Source organism: Snodgrassella communis (genome assembly GCF_914768045.1).
In the GTDB taxonomy this organism is placed as follows: domain Bacteria; phylum Pseudomonadota; class Gammaproteobacteria; order Burkholderiales; family Neisseriaceae; genus Snodgrassella; species Snodgrassella communis.
Genome location: NZ_CAJZCD010000005.1, coordinates 22471 through 39561, shown reverse-complemented (window position 1 = coordinate 39561; position 17091 = coordinate 22471). Strand labels below are relative to the sequence as shown.

At 45.3% G+C, this 17091-nt stretch carries 23 protein-coding genes; all 23 read left to right on the top strand.

Annotated elements, in window-relative coordinates:
• The gene (locus tag MJ761_RS06200; RefSeq protein ID WP_093093668.1) at nt 1–315 is read left to right on the top strand and encodes a head-tail connector protein; all 315 of its coding nucleotides are present in this window, start codon (nt 1–3) and stop codon (nt 313–315) included.
• Nucleotides 312–653 carry a phage head closure protein gene (locus MJ761_RS06195; RefSeq protein WP_176715108.1) on the top strand — a complete coding sequence of 114 codons (342 nt, stop codon included), beginning with the start codon at nt 312–314 and terminating at the stop codon, nt 651–653. Before MJ761_RS06200 ends, MJ761_RS06195 begins: the two co-directional genes overlap by 4 nt.
• Nucleotides 654–655: 2 nt before the next feature.
• Nucleotides 656–1138 (top strand): HK97-gp10 family putative phage morphogenesis protein, encoded by a 483-nt coding sequence (locus MJ761_RS06190; RefSeq protein WP_093093664.1) that lies wholly within the window; start codon nt 656–658, stop codon nt 1136–1138.
• Complete coding sequence (locus MJ761_RS06185) at nt 1126–1482, top strand: hypothetical protein (protein ID WP_037492029.1); 357 nt, start codon at nt 1126–1128, stop codon at nt 1480–1482. The genes MJ761_RS06190 and MJ761_RS06185 overlap by 13 nt, the downstream gene beginning before the upstream one ends.
• A 55-nt stretch (nt 1483–1537) precedes the next feature.
• Entirely contained in the window at nt 1538–2224 is a 687-nt protein-coding gene (locus MJ761_RS06180; RefSeq protein ID WP_093093662.1) for a phage tail tube protein, read from the top strand.
• A gap of 1 nt (nt 2225) precedes the next feature.
• Nucleotides 2226–2621, top strand: coding sequence for a hypothetical protein (locus MJ761_RS06175; RefSeq protein ID WP_093093660.1), 396 nt, complete (start codon nt 2226–2228; stop codon nt 2619–2621).
• 17 nt (nt 2622–2638) lie between these two features.
• Complete coding sequence (locus MJ761_RS06170; protein WP_093093658.1) at nt 2639–2911, top strand: hypothetical protein; 273 nt, start codon at nt 2639–2641, stop codon at nt 2909–2911.
• Between the two features lie 39 nt (nt 2912–2950).
• Entirely contained in the window at nt 2951–3175 is a 225-nt protein-coding gene (locus MJ761_RS06165) for a hypothetical protein (RefSeq protein ID WP_093093656.1), read from the top strand.
• A 16-nt stretch (nt 3176–3191) separates the two neighbouring features.
• Nucleotides 3192–6464 (top strand): tape measure protein, encoded by a 3273-nt coding sequence (locus MJ761_RS06160; protein ID WP_093093654.1) that lies wholly within the window; start codon nt 3192–3194, stop codon nt 6462–6464.
• Between the two features lie 38 nt (nt 6465–6502).
• Nucleotides 6503–7093, top strand: coding sequence for a hypothetical protein (locus tag MJ761_RS06155; RefSeq protein WP_093093652.1), 591 nt, complete (start codon nt 6503–6505; stop codon nt 7091–7093).
• A gap of 11 nt (nt 7094–7104) precedes the next feature.
• Nucleotides 7105–9240 carry a hypothetical protein gene (locus tag MJ761_RS06150; protein ID WP_093093650.1) on the top strand — a complete coding sequence of 712 codons (2136 nt, stop codon included), beginning with the start codon at nt 7105–7107 and terminating at the stop codon, nt 9238–9240.
• Nucleotides 9241–9249: 9 nt separating this feature from the next.
• A complete protein-coding gene (locus tag MJ761_RS06145) occupies nt 9250–10752 on the top strand; it encodes a hypothetical protein (RefSeq protein ID WP_093093648.1) in 1503 nt (500 codons plus the stop codon).
• Between the two features lie 124 nt (nt 10753–10876).
• Nucleotides 10877–11419: a hypothetical protein gene (locus MJ761_RS06140; RefSeq protein WP_141683459.1), complete on the top strand. Its 543-nt coding sequence runs from the start codon at nt 10877–10879 to the stop codon at nt 11417–11419.
• An 11-nt stretch (nt 11420–11430) separates the two neighbouring features.
• A complete protein-coding gene (locus MJ761_RS06135) occupies nt 11431–11979 on the top strand; it encodes a hypothetical protein (protein ID WP_093093644.1) in 549 nt (182 codons plus the stop codon).
• Nucleotides 11979–12986 carry a hypothetical protein gene (locus MJ761_RS06130; RefSeq protein WP_093093642.1) on the top strand — a complete coding sequence of 336 codons (1008 nt, stop codon included), beginning with the start codon at nt 11979–11981 and terminating at the stop codon, nt 12984–12986. Before MJ761_RS06135 ends, MJ761_RS06130 begins: the two co-directional genes overlap by 1 nt.
• A 95-nt stretch (nt 12987–13081) precedes the next feature.
• On the top strand, nt 13082–13558 hold the full coding sequence (locus tag MJ761_RS06125; protein ID WP_100098627.1) for a hypothetical protein: 477 nt from the start codon (nt 13082–13084) through the stop codon (nt 13556–13558).
• Nucleotides 13555–13890, top strand: a complete 336-nt coding sequence (locus MJ761_RS06120) for a hypothetical protein (RefSeq protein WP_141683464.1) — start codon at nt 13555–13557, stop codon at nt 13888–13890. Before MJ761_RS06125 ends, MJ761_RS06120 begins: the two co-directional genes overlap by 4 nt.
• Nucleotides 13891–14210: 320 nt before the next feature.
• Nucleotides 14211–14471 (top strand): type II toxin-antitoxin system RelB/DinJ family antitoxin, encoded by a 261-nt coding sequence (locus MJ761_RS06115; protein ID WP_051608391.1) that lies wholly within the window; start codon nt 14211–14213, stop codon nt 14469–14471.
• The gene (locus tag MJ761_RS06110; RefSeq protein ID WP_176715110.1) at nt 14461–14688 is read left to right on the top strand and encodes a Txe/YoeB family addiction module toxin; all 228 of its coding nucleotides are present in this window, start codon (nt 14461–14463) and stop codon (nt 14686–14688) included. The genes MJ761_RS06115 and MJ761_RS06110 overlap by 11 nt, the downstream gene beginning before the upstream one ends.
• A gap of 409 nt (nt 14689–15097) precedes the next feature.
• Nucleotides 15098–15592 carry a DUF4760 domain-containing protein gene (locus MJ761_RS06105; RefSeq protein ID WP_093093728.1) on the top strand — a complete coding sequence of 165 codons (495 nt, stop codon included), beginning with the start codon at nt 15098–15100 and terminating at the stop codon, nt 15590–15592.
• A 346-nt stretch (nt 15593–15938) separates the two neighbouring features.
• Nucleotides 15939–16370, top strand: a complete 432-nt coding sequence (locus tag MJ761_RS06100; protein ID WP_093093722.1) for a M15 family metallopeptidase — start codon at nt 15939–15941, stop codon at nt 16368–16370.
• A gap of 2 nt (nt 16371–16372) precedes the next feature.
• Entirely contained in the window at nt 16373–16708 is a 336-nt protein-coding gene (locus MJ761_RS06095) for a hypothetical protein (RefSeq protein ID WP_093093720.1), read from the top strand.
• Nucleotides 16599–16859, top strand: coding sequence for an Rz1-like lysis system protein LysC (gene lysC / locus MJ761_RS10965; protein WP_420853894.1), 261 nt, complete (start codon nt 16599–16601; stop codon nt 16857–16859). Before MJ761_RS06095 ends, lysC begins: the two co-directional genes overlap by 110 nt.
• Nucleotides 16860–17091: the final 232 nt, after the last annotated feature.

Genomic DNA, 17091 nt, shown 5'->3' with positions numbered 1-17091 from the left:
ATGATTAGTATTGATGATATTCGTAATAATTGCCGGATTGATGACGATAGCGAAGATGATTTGCTTAGAATTTATCTAGCAGCGGCGCAGGAAACAGTAAAACAGTTCACCGGACGCAACTGGTACGAAAATGAAGTGCCGGATACAGACCCAACCGGCATGTTGTATAACTCCGCAGTCGACATGGCAATGTTGCTGCTAACCGCCAACTGGTATAAAAACCGTGAGGCGGTTTCTGCAATGAATGCCGCATGGTTGCCTTTTGGTGTTGGGTTTTTATTGCAGCCGTACCGGATTATGTGGGGGGATTCATGAGTATTGCGGCAGGCAAACTTGATAAACGGGTATTGATTCAACGCCCGGAAATCAGCAAGGGCACTCTGGGAGATATTGAAAAAAACTGGGTTGATGTTGGCAAGGTATGGGCAAACATGTCCTATCTGTCTGGGCGTGAATTTGTTAAGAACGGGCTGGATTCGGCAAGTTGTACCGTGTCGATACAGGTGCGCACAAGCAAACTGACAGCCAACATTACGCCGGAATACCGGATTATGTACAAAGGCAGTATTTTCAATATTCAGGCGGTGTTACCCGATTCGGTTCACCCGGAAGTTATTAATTTGCCTTGCGTGACTGGTATAAATGAGGGGTAATTATGTCGTTCAATATTAAAATCAATGGATTAGATAAGCTGCAAAAACGATTACGGAAGCTGGGGAACGCCGTGCAGGAAGAGGTGGCTAAAAAAGCTACCGGCCGAGGGACTGCTATTATCCGGGACGAGGCGAAAGCCATCGCCTACAAAGCACCAAACTCGTACAAGGTTTATAACAGTGACGGCAAGGGGGGCAAAACCTGTACAGTAGTGAAGCCCGGTCATGTCGGGCGCAGCATTATCATGAAACGCATACCCGCATCAGAACGGCGTGGACTGACTTCCAAGCATATTGTAACGGTTTCTAATTCTAAAGAAATCCCCAAAGGCGCAAAGCAAATCGCTGCTTTTATAGAATACGGTATTAATATGCCACAGCCGCACCCGTTTATGCGTCCGGCTTTCGATAATAAGCGAGGAGAGGCGAAAAAGGCAGCTACAAAGATATTGATGACAGAAGTGCGGAAAGAATGGAAGAAATAGCTATTTTTTACAGCCTGATAAAGGATTTGTGTGGCGGGCGTGTTTATCCTGACCTGATACCGGTGCAGAACAATGCTGCTGACCCGGCTATGTGGCCAGCCATGCGTTATAGCGTTATTTCCGGGCAAGTGGAGGCGACAAACTGTTATCAGGCTTTTAATCCGCGGGTGCAGGTGGATATTTATGCCAATACACCGCAGGAGCGCGCGCATTGTGTGCAGGAGGCAATGGATTTAATACAGGATAGTGAGGAAATTGATTGCCAGTTGAAAACGGCACCGTTTTTTTCTTACGATATTGACAGAAAGAAGTATCAGGCAACTTTTGATTATCTGATTAACTGACAATTGTTTTGATACAGGCCACGGTTATCCGTGGCTTTTTTTATGGAGTTTTGTTATGGCAAAAGCACAAGGGCAACCAGTAGCTAAGAGAAGTTCAAAGCGTGGGATGAGTTTTAATAGCCGCACGTATTTTTATGATTTACCCGAGACGCCAACTAAGGAAATCACCGCCTTGTCCAATACCAAACCGGCCATTGCCACTGCGGTGGGGCACGGCCTGAAAACCAGTGATGTGATTTGGGTTGAGAGCGTTGAAAATGAGGCAATTAATGGTTATTACCTAGTGAGCGTAAGCAATGAAGACACCTTTGCGCTGATGACGCTCAATGGTGAGGATATCGGTACCGTGACCGATGCCAAATTTACCACCGTCAAGGGTTACCTCTTTTGCGATGCCACCAGTGTCAAGATAGCGGCACTCAAGACCAAAACAATTGATGCGACCACCATCTGCGATGAGGGCAGTGTGACTGAGCTGGAAAAAGAGCCGGGCACCATCAGCCTGTCTGGTCTGTGGACACCGGACAAGGCAGTGCAAGATTTTCTGGAAGAGATGGCCGAGGAGCTGGAAACCATATTTTTTACCTTGAAGCCCAGAGGCAGTAAGTATATGCGCGGTTATCAGGTAAAAATTACCAGCTTGGACTGGGACGGCAAGAGTGGCGACAAGTGGCAGTTTGCCATGGAGCTGCAAATTAACGGGCGTAGCCGTAAATTAGATACCACAACAGGAGTAAAATAAGATGACCAGCACAGCAGATACCCCGAACAAAAAAGCCTTTATCGATTCTGCACGCCGATACATGAGAAAGGACGTAATCAGTGAGGTACCGGACATTGCCCCGTACGATAAACATCTATATGTGAAGATGCTCAATGTGCGCGAAATGACCGATTTTTTCCAGCGTTGCAGTGAATTCGAAAGTGGGTACGACGATGGTTTAAACGGTGTGCGTGAAAAAGCGCTGATGATTGTTGACCGGGAGGGCAAGTCCATGTTTTATCCGGATGACCGTGAAGATTTGGAATTTCTGGCTGATTTGCCTAGCAAAGTACTGGCTGCCGTGCAGGATCATTTCTTCCTGATTAACGGAGATGCAGGGCTAAAAAAGCAATCACAAGACGCGAAAAATTCATAATTGAACTGTCTTTTTTATTGCATATTCCGGCCAGTGAGATTGACGACTGGCCGGTAAGCGAATTTAACCGTTATCTGAATTATTACCACCGCTTTGGTTTCCCACAATGGCGCACCGAGCAGTATCTGGCCTATAACACGTTAATTACGGCGCGCGCTGCTGGCAATGAGGAATTACAGCTGCATGATTTGCTATTGCCAGATTTGGCCGATGATGAAATTGAGTGCCACAATGTTGCGGATGATGATGCAGATGAGATTGATGCGTTTCTGGACGGTTTGGATGATTAAGTACAGCGGACAAGTGCCGCTGTTTTTTATGGGTTATTTATGGGATGCGATTGTAATCAGGGCACACAGGCACAGCGCGACAGCAGCAGCAATTATGAGCGGAAACAGGCTATTTGTGCGACATGCACAGAAATCAACCGCTGGGTAACAGATACCCCGCCCGGTGCGCCGGTGCATATGCTTGACCGATGTCTTCGCTGTGGCTGTTTTATAAAGCCGAAAGCAAAAATCTGGGGATTGCATTGCCCGCTAGATAAATGGTAGGAATAAAGGTGTAGTTATGTCTGATGATTTAACCATAGGGTTTGGCCTTGACGCACGCGGGTTTATTGCCGGTATACGCAGCACGGAAGAGCAGGCCAAAAAATCTGCTCAGGCACTGACGCGTGCGTATCAGACATCTGCCCGCAGTATCAATGGCTTAACCGATGCCACCATCGCAACAAGGGCGCAGACCCTGTTAAATCTGGGCGTCACCATGGAGCAGGTGGACGCATTTAAACAGACCGCTGTATCCGTACGCAAGTACAAGGAAGAACTGAAAAAGGTAGGCGACGAGTATCAGAACAATTCTGCGGGTTTAAACGCCCATCTGATTAAATTTGGTAAGCAAAACGAATTATTATCGCTTGCTACAATCAGGACGCGTGAGCTGAAAGCGGAAGAAGCAGCACTTGCTGCAATGAGAAAAGCGCAACCGGCCGCACCGGAGCCAGTTAAACGCGCCGCGCCCCTGACAGCAAAGATGGATTCAATGAATCCGGTTGCCGTAAAGGTAGGCGACGTTGATGTCAAAAGCCTGACTGAATTTAATGCCAAGCTTGATGCCGCCGCAGTTAAAGTGAAGCATCTGGCTGTAGCCATGCTGGGCATCGGCAGCGTGAAGCAGCTATCTGGCATAGCAGATGAATGGACAACGGTAAACAACCGCTTGAAGCTGGTGATTGATTCCACTGCCGAATTAACGCAGGTGCGCAGCCAGCTAATCGCCAGTGCCAATAAAACCGGCCAGTCGCTGGGCACCGTGGCCGAACTGTATAACAAGCTGGCCATGTCGCAGAATCAGATCGGAATCAGCGGCAGCAAACTGTTAAAACTGACTGATACCATCAACAAAGCGATGGTAATCGGTGGTGGCTCAGCTGAATCACAGGCGGCAGCACTGGTGCAGTTATCACAGGCATTCGCATCAGGCACATTGCGTGGTGAGGAATTAAACTCCGTACTGGAGCAGGCACCCGGGCTGGCGCAGACAATAGCCAAAGGATTAGGGGTTACAGTCGGGCAATTGCGCACACTGGCGGCCGAGGGCAAGCTGACATCCGAGGCTGTGGCCAATGCCATATTGAAACAATCGACAGCCGTTGATGCGCAATTTGGCAAAATGGACAAGACCATTGGCCAGTCGGTGACGACCCTTAAAAACCAAGTCATGACCTTTGTCGGCGCACTGAATGAAACCACCGGTGCCAGCCAGAAAGCCGGTGCTGTGCTTGAGTGGCTGGGGAATCATCTGGGCGTGGTTGCCACCATTGTTGGCACCGTGGCTGCTGTCTATACCGGAAAATATGCCGCCTCTATTACGGCAGTGATTATCCGTAAATACGCCGAAATTGCCGCATCAGAAAAATCTACCGCAGCCATGCTGAAAGAGGCAGCCGCAGCTAAATTTCTGGCGGCAGCTAAGGCGAGCAGTGCCGGCACGTCAGCCACTGGTGCAGTCACTGGTGCAGTCACTGGTGCAGTCACTGGTGCAGCCGGAGCAGCAAGCGCAATCAGCAGTGTTGCTGGTATGGCAAAAGGTGGCTGGGTTGGTTTGGTTGCCGGTTTGGCAATGGCAGCGTTTACTTATTATGAAATCAGCAAAGCCACTGATGTCGCCACCAATTCCCTGCGAACACAAATCGGGACTTTAGAAGAGCTAAGACAAAAATATGCCGCTGCGGATACGACAGAAAAAACGCATCTGCGAAATCAGGCGGAAAAAAACTATAACGACACTATCAAGCAAAGAGACAAGGCGATCGGTGGAATGGTCGCTAAATCCGTGGATACATATGCGTCCCCGTTTCACAGACCGGATGTATCGCAAATGCGGTTGGATATGGCGCGGAAAGAAATTGCGCAGATAGAAGAGAAATTAAAAAATTGTGAAATAACAGCGGAGCAGGCAAAAGATGAAATATTCAAACTGCTCGATATAAAACCGGGTTCTAAATCCGCAAAAGCCATTGAGGAGGCAATATACAAACAAGACCAGCTACGCAAACAGGTGGCTCAGTATGGCAAAGAGCTTAACGCCTATGGCAAAAATGTACCACTGTTCGAAACCGCGGAGGAAAAAGAACAGGCAGCTACTGATGCGGTAAACAAAGTAAACGCAGCTTTTCAGAAGTTAATTGATTCGCAAAAGCAAAGCAATGAGCTGCTGGAAAAGCAGAAAGAGTTAATGGCTGGCGGCATGTCGGCAAAAGTCGCCGCAGAGGTGGCCAAAGCCGGCACCGGCCAGTTAAAAGGTAAAGATAAGGAATTAAACGAATACACCCAGTCCCTATTGAAGAACGAAAGTCTGCAAAAGCAGATTGACAACATTAAATCGGTATCTGACACCCTGCAATCACTCGGCAAAAGTGCCGATGAAGCCAAAGCAGAGTTACAGGGTGGCAGAGAGGGATTGGTACTGTTTCAGCTATCTGCCAAAAATGCCACCAGCGCACAACTGGAGCAGGCCAAGCAGTACATGGCACAAAGCAAACTATACCGGGAGCAGGCACAGAATCAGCAAACCCTGAAAGACATGGTACAGCAGGCACAGGAAGCCAAGGCCGAACTTCTCGGCGGTAAAAACGGCCTGATTGCTTTCCGGCTGGGGCTGACACATGCCACCAATGAGCAGATACGGCAGGCGCAGGCACTTAATGCCTTAACCGAACAGATACAGAAACAGAAATCTGTTCTGACCACACTGGAGGGTTTAAAAGAACAGGTGGCCACACTGGGCATGGATGCCATGCAGCGCCAGCTATACAACCTGCGCAGGGATGGCGCCACACCGGAACAGTTGCGTCATGCCGAGGCCATGCTCAGACAGATTAAAGCATTTGATGAAGCGCAGAAAGATACCAAATCGGCCGCACAGGATTTATCCGAGGCAGCAGAAACATTAAAGAACGGCGGGCGCACAGACACAGCCAACAAACCGATTAGCATCTTCAGTAAAGAGTACCGCGAGCGCGAAGAAGCCTACTGGAAAAAGAAGCGAGCGGAAGAGGCGGGCATAGGCGGCATTTCCCTTGGCAGCGGTCGCCGGCCAGCCGTACCGGATGTTAACCAAATGACTGCCCCGACACCGCCGGCCGGATTTGGCGAGCGCAAAGCCAGCGGCAAGGATATTAATGACATGATTAAAGTCACCGAGGCAATCAAAGTGGAGCTAAGCAATGGTAACAAAAACGTAACCTTTAAAGCCCTCGTTGATACACCAGAGGGCGTCAAACAATTTAAAGAGTTCTGGAAAAGAACATTACACGACGTTGCTAATGATTTGAGATAACACCGGCCACATGGCCGGTTTTTTAATAAGGTTTTTTTATGGCATTCACCCTATATACAGATTCCAACATGGCACATGAAGCAGCCAGCCCCTATCCGATTGACTTTAACGGGACAGGAACAAATGATTTTGTATTGTACTTTGGCAGCCCTGATACCCACGAAATGCTTACACCCAAAACCGGAGAAATCATGCTGATTCCGTTTAGCCGTCTGAAAGCATGGCAGCCAGAAGAAAACTATAGCTTCGGGCAAATCGTAGAACCGCCGGTTGCTAATGGTTACATGTATCAATGCGTACAGGCAGGGCAGACCGGCAAAACTGAACCGGTCTGGGGCATCGCCGTTAACAAACAATGCACTTCCGGCAGTGCCAGATTTACTAATCTGGGCGCAAAATTTAAAGCTGCCGACCTAAAACTATCCCTGACCCAGCAAGGCTTAGAAACCGCCATCGGTGGCGCCGCATTAGGCTTGGGCAACCAATTGCAAGGGGGGAAAGCCATACCCGTTTATATCCGCGTAAGCAACAGCGATAAAAACGCCAGAAGCGACCGCAGCGACCCGTGTATCAGCATCAGATTAAGCGAAACCATGCTCGACACAATCGTGCAATCAGGACACCCATAGAAAGATTATTTATGCTGGGCTTATCTTCACTTAATACAACCTTACTGGCGACAGAAATCAGCCTGAACGCCCAAGCCGCACCCGGGCAAACAGGGACAGAATTACTCAGCATTGGCTGCACAGCATACAGCAGACAACAGACCGGAGAATTACTGGCACTTGCCTGTCACGTCTGCGTTGATAACAGTGGCGAGTTACTAAGTATCGCGCAGATGGTTAAGCCCACAAGTGACACAGAATTAATACAGATTGGCCAGCAGGTACTGAACCCCGTACCAAACCGCTATATGCGCGCCCGCTTCGCCAAAGGCTTTGATGGCGAAAAGTACGCCATCAGAATATTTGTAGCCGGCATAGAACTGTGTAACGTCGTACGCACCTGTGAAGTTCACTTTGCCGAAGACGAATCAGCCACAGCCAGCCTGTCCCTGCGAGAACCATGTGGCGCAATTGACCTGTACCAGTACTATAACCGGCAGATCGTCATTTACGCACAGACAGACAAATACCTGTACCCGATATTCTCAGGCATCATAGACATGCCCAAAATAGACTATTCAGACCGTCTGCGCATACTCAGCGCCACCAAAGACCGCAGCAAATCGGTCGAAGCATTAAGCATCGACACCATTCACAGCATAGGTTACTGGTCGCCATCAATTTTTGGTGAAGAACAGAATTACGAAACCAAAAATGCACAGCTCACTGACCGCTTAAGCACCATACCCGCATCATTTGATTTTGATGCACAGGGAAAAGCACATCTGACCTCATGGCTGCCTAAAACAGTGCCTGACTGGACACTGAATGCTTGCGATATTTACGAAGCCAATATGGCATTAGAAATGAGCAGCGCCGTTTCCATCGTCAACCGGGTAGAAATCGAACTGCATCACCAGTTTGACCGCCTCATCCACAGAGAAATCAGCTTCAGCTATCGCTACCTTAACTTTATGAGCGATTTTGACTACATCATACGCGTAGCAGCAGAGGGCCCGGCACCGAAACTGGCCGATGTACTGAGCGCAGCCAATGGTGGTGGCTGGACAACCGGAGAATGGTGGGTTAAAGGCACCCCGCCACCGGGCATCTATAATGGCATCAGATGGAAAGCAGCCGACTACAAATACGATTACCAGCCAACCGGAGAAAAAGACGAAAACGGCCATGATATCGTCAACGTAGTACAGATTCCGATTGGCAGCGATAGCAACCTATACGCACTGGCTGCCTCATGGAAAGCAATGCGTCGCTGGAAACAGGCAATTGACGAAAAGTACAGCATCGTCTTACAGAATCAGGAATCCATTGCCATTCATGGCGAAAAAAAAGAAAAAGTTATCTACAGCATCAAGCACGAAAGCGATAATGATAAGACCGCCCGAAACTGGGGCAGTGAAAAGCATTACAAAAGACCAAAAGGAACAAAGCAGCCCAATGGTGACTACACAACCAACATCGACAACATCATTGCGGGCGAATTTGCCAACGGCTATCGGGTCGCCGTACAGATAGGCTACACCAAAATGCTCGAAAGCCACCGGCAAAACAGCATCACCATGGACTGCAAATTCCTACCCTTTGCCAGCCTGACCCATACCGCGCATATCGCAACAAAACGCTTTAACGCCAACGTCAAAATAGCCGCATACAGCCATAGCTGGGACTTTACCAGCAAGCGTGGCAAAACCACCCTGACCGGGAAATTCTTCATCAATCCCGGCAGCCGCAAACAGACATTCAGCGAAGCAGAGCCACCAGCGAAGCGGCCGCAACTGCCCTGTGAAGCATATCAGCAGAACTTCATCCTGAAAGACTATACCGTCCCGTATGGCGTAGAAGTGATAGAGCAAGACCCGAATGCTGATAAAGATGAAGACGAAAAGGAAGAAGAGCACCAAGGCAACGCCATCATAATCGGCAAGCCAAAATTCAAACTCTATGAATGCAATGGCTATGTAAGAAAAGAAACCGGTTATGTATACAAAGGAAACAAAATGAAGCGCGGCATCGCATTCAGAGTGCCCCTGCCTGACATAGAAGAAAAAAGTACCGACACCTTGGACGTTAACGCTGCCGGCCAGACACTTAATCTGGCCATACCGCATAACGAGCCATTCCCCCGGTTAACCTGTCTTAAAAAATGAGTATCGAACATGAGCCTAGAAGAAGATTTTCGTAAACTGTTTGGTAAATACCGCCCCGGCTATGAGCGTACCCCTAACCGCCCGCGACTGCTTGGCGGTGCCGGCGTATCCATGATGCCATATGGTGGGGACAAGCAAGAAAGCAACAAATGCCTTGATATCTATGGATTATTGCAATTTAACGACAGCACCGGCAACCCATCGATTGACGTAGCCCGCGCGATTGAAGGACTGTTTGACATTAATAGCGGCCGGCAGGTGCGCATATTTCTTGACCCCGGCGCAGAAATTTGTAAAGACAGCAACGTAAAAAAATTCAGTGATTACATATGGTACAAATTACAGCTTAAAAATAATCATGAAGCCGTATTAACCGGTGCAGGACTTACGCAAGGCAACGACTTCTTTAGCGTTCGCTGGTTTTTGAGTCTGGATATATTAAACACCCCCTTAACCCTACCGGGTATGCCAAAGCGTATTATGCGCATTAACGACTTGAGGCAGAAAGATAATACACTTCAAAATGTAGTCTATAAAATACTGAAGACCAAACCATTAAATGCCAAAGCATTTTTTACAACCGTCCCGATAAAAGCAGACTTACTGGAAAGCAATCGTGACCAATACAAAAAAGCAGTGAAACAGATTTTTGATTTTGTCTGTCTCTACATAAACGAAGATAGCAAATACACCCGCAATACAATGCTGGAGATATACCTCTTATCTCTACAAACAAACAGCTTCATCACCGAGAAAAAACCAAACTCCTCTAAATTGAACAGCCTGATTTGGAATACCGAACAGTATGCAGGTAAAAAAATTCCCGAGGGCGGGGAAAAAATTTACACATGGAAAACACCGCAAAACCCGTTTCTTTACGGTTCCGCATATAACCACACCTTTGACGCAAGAGATGTTTACTGGGGATTACCCGCGGATAATTACCGAGTATATGAATCGCGCTGGAAATTTGCGGATGATCTGATACGCGGTGCCGGTCTGGTTAAAGATTACGCCCTCAAAAGCGCGGACATTACCCGGGATGAAGAAATAACCAAAGATAACATTGCTAAAGTTAAATTTGGTGACCACTTCATCCATTCATTCGACTATTCAGAGGGCGCACAGCAGTATTTTGAACAGGACGTATCCTTTTATTACCGCAATAAATATGACGAAGAGGGCAACGAAACCGGCGAAGAAAAGAATGAACTTTTCATCACCCTGTCTGAAAAAGGCATGACCCGACTGTGGAGCGTCGACATCTTCCCCGATAGTGCCATTATAGACCTCAGATTTGACCCGAGAGCAGGTAAATTCATACCAGTCCACCCCATAAGCCAAGATTTACTGCCCGACCAACTACAGGAATCAGGCAGCCTTGAATTACAAGACATAAACGGCAACCAGTATCACATCGCACAAAGCAACGAAGGCTTTGTCCTAACCAGTGACAGACTGGGCAAAAAAAGCTGGAGCATCAGCAGAGAAGATTACGTATTACAGAATTAACCAGCCCATGAAAACATCACCTGACTAACTTCGCCACCTTACTTACCCAAGCCCCAGCCAAGGGCTTTTTTAATGGAGCATAAACATGAGCTTTAGCATGTATTACAAAAAAAATGGAATCTTCATGCGAATTGACGAACCTATTATTTTTCGATTTGAGGGTGCTGAAATTCTGGATTTCACCTTCTATTTTGGCAGTTTCAACCCACATGACACATTAAAGCCCGTATCCGATCCAGAAATTAAACTATCACTGATTGATAACATAAAAAAATGGCAGCCAAATACTGAGTACTATACCGGCACCATTATAGAACCGAGCGTATCAAACGGCTTAATGTACAAATGTAAAGCCACCGGTACCAGTGGCCACAGCGAACCGCAGTGGCCTACCGACAGCGGTGTCTGCATTTTCGATAAAAACATCACATGGATGAATCTAGGCGCACGTTTAACACCTGATGACGTCAAGATTGCCCTGAGCAAAGCAGCCTTAAATAAAGCCCAAGCAGGTGGCAGCATATCGTTTGGCGCATCATTAACTGGCGGAGAATTAATACCCATTTACTTCCGAGTTAGAAACACAGACAAAACAGTTCGGTATGACGAGGGCGGCTCAAATATCTGTTTAGAGCTGAATCATACAATATTAACAACCCTACATTAACAGAATAGATTATGAGAATTTATTTAAATAATTTTAGTTCACAGTTAACAGCAGCACTTGAGCAGAATAAAAACCAAAGCATCTTGGCACTGGGCGATAAATCAACACAAGAACTGCGTAACGCACTCCCTGCCGATGGCAAACACTATATACGCCTGACACTGCAAAACAGAGACGCAACTGAATTCGAACTAATCGATGTCGTAAATTTTAACGGGTATCTGCAAATTAAGCGTTCAGGCATGGAGGCAAGCACCATAAAGGCTTGGGAACAAGGCACCCGAATAACATGCGCCCCAACTGCCGGCAGCTTTAATAAAGAAAAGATTAACACCTATACCATTGACAGAGAAGCGTCCACAAACAGATTTAAAATGGTATTAGAAATTGATTATCAGAATGGTCGCTCGCAATTTCTGCCGGATGGAGACCGCCTTACCGCCATCGTTATACGCAACATGGGTGACGGAGATGAGCTATTGATTGAATTCGAGGAGGGCGCTTACTGGAATGGCAACCCGCCTGATTTAATTTTTCAAAATGCCGATGAGGTGAAATAATGGGTTTATTGTTCAAATTCTATGGGCATAATGGTTGGATTTATTACAAATGTCTGGGCAAAACCCTGCCCGAACCAGTTGTATATTTACCCTTTACTGCCGAAAAATTAATAACCAATACCATATGGAAAAATGAAATAAACGGCAGATTGTTGTCGCCGCAACCTACTGAGGCAAGAGCGGCATTTAGTCGCATTCACAATAATGATGACGGAGTGCTACTCTATAACTATAAATCAGAATATCCAATGAGTGCAGAAATGCCACTAAGCCCGGGCGTGGAGCTTTATGGCAACAGCTTGGCAATACGCATCAAGCCCGGCCAATTCCCTGATTCCCCCATGATTTTATGCATATTATATGGAAGTAAAGATACAGATTACGAGGCAAATACTGGTGAAAAACTGATTATAGCGATTGTCAATCAGCAAATTGTGACTTATTACATTCCTGCTGGCGTTAATCCACAATTTAATAAAACAGAAACAGGCATCTATTTGAACGGAGACGACCTATGGACAAGCATAGGGCTTAATTTCCAAGGCGAAAACGGATACGGCTTAGACAGCATTTGCCGCAGAAATTTCCCCCTACTAATGAAAGTAAACATAACACCGCTGAAATCGCTGGCCTATTTCTGTCTTTTTTCATCAGATTTTCGTTATCCAAACCCAGAAGAAAGACTATACGCATTCAACGGAGGTGTTGCCCATGCGAAAGTGTTCAGACATCCGTTGAATATGTTTGATTTTAACAATATTCTGAATGCACAAGAGTATGATGATTCGATTGATGGTGGCGTAATTTATATAGATGACGAAGCCGGTGGCTTATTAATGCGTATGGGTATAAATGTAGTTGAACCAAAAAATCCGCCGGAAATTAACCCATCTGACCCGAATCAACCAATACCATCTATTCCAATAGATAAAGGCGATGAATACGACCCAAATGACGCCATCGGAAATGGAAATCAAGGTGTCGGAAAACCCGGCAAAAAGAATTAATTGATTATGTAACAAATCTGAGCCAGCCTAGTGCTGGCTTTTTTATTTAAACAACTAACCGCCTATTGGCGGTATTTTTATGGAGTAAGTACATCATGCTTAAAGCATTTAAGTGGTTGCACTGGTTGCTTGATTTACGCTTTTTACCGGATAAATGCCAAGATTGGTTATTTGGTACCGGCACACGAATAATCGAAGTACTAAGCGGATTTGCCATGCTGGGATTTGCACTAGTATTTGCACTGCATGGCGAAGAGATGATTAAAGAGGACTTATACGAAAAATTCCTGCATCTTCACCCTAAAATATTCGTGGCCATTCTGGTAATTGTGGCAGCAGGGCAGCTATTTGCTGCCTTTTTTCATTCCAGCCGCAGCAATATCCTGTCTGGCTGTTTCCTGATCTGGTCGGCATTAATCTGGGTGGTTATATCCGGAGCATTTATCGCAGCATACCCGCCTTTGTCTACAGGCATGACCACCTATCCTGTTATTGCCATCATCTGCGCCCTTGCCGGCAGGAATCTAATCAAACACACCAAACAGGTAGAAGACAAAAAAGGCGGTGAATGATGAACGAGGCTTTCACATTAGCCAATTGCTTCGCCCTTGCTGGCGGCTTTCTAGGCGCGCTGGTGGTATCTGATTACAAACGCTATGGGACAGTACTAACCGTTACATTCATCATTATAGGCATGGTTTTTGCGGCAGCATTAACGGAATATTTCTTCACGCAGAACCACCCTTGGCTATTTGCAGGTGCTGGTGTATTTGCTGGTATGGCCTCCACGTCTCTGCTGGACGCATTCAAGGCCACAGCACCGAAGCTGGCACAAAAGCTGATCAATGCGGTTTGTAACAGGGCAGAAAAGATGATTGGTGATACAGACGACAGGCAGAAATAGGATGCCGGCTACACCCTGTTTTTGCGGTTATTTTAATTGTAATTAATTGAATTATATTAATTTATACAATGCCGGCTGATGAGCCATCGGCTGGTTTTTTTATATATGAAAGGTTTTGAAATGTACAAATTAAGCCAGCCTAATACTGGCTTAATATCTGAACACGTAGCAAATTTCAAGATTAGATTTCAGCGGAGAAATGAGCAACCATAATCGAAAAACCTAATTCCGCATTCATTTCAATTGCGAAATTTCTAAAATAATATTACAGTAGTAATGAGATAGAAATGAATGAACAATGATTTTAAAAGGTATTGTATATGGCAAATTTACAAATACGCATAGATGACAAACTGAGAGACGAGGCGCAGCAGATTGCTAATGATTTAGGAATGGATTTAACAACGGCGGTCAGAGTATTTTTAAAGCAAATGGTTAATGACAGAGGATTCCCGTTCCGACCTGACTTAGACCCATTCTACAGCCCCAAAAATCAGGAAGCCTTGAAAGTTTCTATTGCGCAACTGAACGCAGGTGAGGTGATTAGCAAAACACTGGATGAATTGCAAAATGAACTTTGACTTCACACCACAAAGCTGGCTGGAGTATACATATTGGCAAAACCAAGATCGCAAAACAATAAAAAAAATTAATGTGCTTTTAAATGATATAGCCCGTAATCCATACGAGGGTATAGGCAAGCCAGAAGCTCTTAGAGAAAATTTGTCAGGCTTCTGGAGTAGACGTATAGATGATAAAAACAGACTTGTTTACAGGATAATTGATGATCGCTGCTAAATCATCCAATGCAAAGGACATTACAGCGATAAATAGACGCCCGCAGTAGCTCTCAGCCTAGCTCTAAGAGATTTCCCTCCTAGTCTGATTAAAAGCTTCATATTTATTATTTGATTATGTAACAGATTCAAAGCCGGTACATATGTGCTGGTTTTTTATTGTTATTTTTTTATATCACACTAATCAAATTTACTTAAATGAATGAATTTAATGAATTTAAATATTGTAACTATTACATTTATTGCTTGATTTATTGCTGTTAGTTGTTCATAATAAGTTTACCAAAGTAAACACACCTAGACCCACTTAAAAGCGACTAGTCCCACCTGAAATTAAAATTTTATAGAAGTGTAATAAATTTATAAGGAGCTTATTATGAAAAGAATTTACCGAGACGGTTGGGATGGTAATGACTGACGTCCCTCAATGGGCGCAATTAATATCGCCGATCGCTACTGCAATCGGCGTTATTGTTGCTGCATGGAGTATATATACGAACACGAAAAACGCGAAAAAACGAGGAACTATAGATATGATAGTTGCAGAAAGAAATAATTCTGAACTTCAAAAAGCTGTTTCTCGTGTTAATCAATTAGCTAAACAAAATAAGGAATGTATATATGCTGCGTATATATCTGAAGATGAAAAATTTTCTGAGGATAGAGCAGCAATATTAAAAGTTCTAAACCATCGAGAATTTATGTCTGTAGCTATATTGGGAGGGGCTCTTGATGAAAAGATTTATAAAAGCTTTCAATATTCTATGCATATGAGAGATTGGGATAATCTGAGTGGATTCGTTACTGAATTACGAAATAAAAAACAAATTCAAACCATGTTTCAGGAGTTTGAATGTTTAGCTAAAAGATGGAAAAAGAAACCATTAAAAGAGAAAAAAAAGTAATTTAAATCTATTAAATCAAGCCAGCCTCGTGCTGGCTTTTTTAATATAAAAAAATTGCCCTCAGGGACTCGAACTCCTTGGGGGCTTTGTTATTCAAATGAGGCTTTAAACAACATGGTCAATGATAAACGATTTACGTTTAAGTTTCTAGGAGTTTTTATGGAAGTTATTAATTTTACACCTAAAGAGTTGCGAAAAACGATGTGGACAGCAGCAGTAATTCTGCTGCTGCTAGTTCTGACATGGCGACTGCCTGAAATGATTAGCGCAATTAAATAGTAGTGATTTTGTATAACAACGACGATGCAGCCATTACGGCTGCTTTTTTATGTATGAAAGGTTTTAAATGTACAAATTAAGCCAACGTTCATTAGGAAATCTGCAAGGAGTAGATGTTAATCTGGTTAAGGTAGTTAAGCGTGCCATTGAAATCACCAAACAGGATTTTATGGTAACTGAGGGTTTGCGCAGCCGTGAACAATGTTGCATTAACTACGGCAAGGGGCGAACAGCACAGCAATGTTCCGTCAAAGGCGTGCCGGCAAAATATGCCCAGCCAAGCTTGAGCAAAGTTACATGGCTCAACAACCCGTTTGTGAGTAAGCACACCACAGGCAAAGCGGTGGATTTAGTGCCGTATCCGGTAGATTGGAATGATTTAAACAAATTCCGGGTAATTGCCGACGCCATGAAACGAGCCGCAGCAGAATTAGGCGTAAAAATGGCATGGGGCGGGGATTGGGTAAAGACTAAAGATTATCCGCACTTTGAGGTATAGCAATGAAAAACATTAATTACCCAGCAGTAGGCGCTTGGGCTTTGCTTGCCTTGATGGTGTTGTTTGCAGCACTTAGCTACGGCAGCAAGCAATACAAGAAAGGCTATAGCAAGGGCGCGGAAGAAGTTCGGCGGCAGTATCAGGCAGCTTTGGACAAACAGCAGGAGGCGGCTAACAAAGCCAGCCAAGAATACGAGAAACAGAAAGCGAAGAGTGAGGTAAAACAAGATGAACGACAAGCACAAGTTACAAAGATTGTTAAAGTTCCTGTGTACACTAATGTGTGTCTGGATGCTTCAGGGGTGCGCATCATCAACGAAGCAATCAGCAGTCGCTAGCATTCCAGCCAACCTTGTCGAGCCATGTCCTGAATTAAGCCCGTTAAACGGGTCTACAGGCGCAGACATCTTGCCGTGGGCAGTTGGGGTGGTAGGGAAGTATAACGACTGCGCAAGGCGGCATAGCGCGCTGGTAAAAGCTATTCAGTAAAGCTTGTAAGTAAAGAATCAACCATTGTGATCTTCACAACGGTTGAAATGTTTTGAGCTTATATTGTATGGGGTAGAAATTCAGTTGTGGGGGAGAACACCACAACTGAATCGTAGCAAGCTCAGTTTAGAAGATAGTTACGCTAAGCTGTTTTTGCAGTTAAAAGTGTTCAATTTGGCTCATACTGCCAGTAAAATTATGGTGCCAATCTGGTGTCAATATGGTGTCAGTA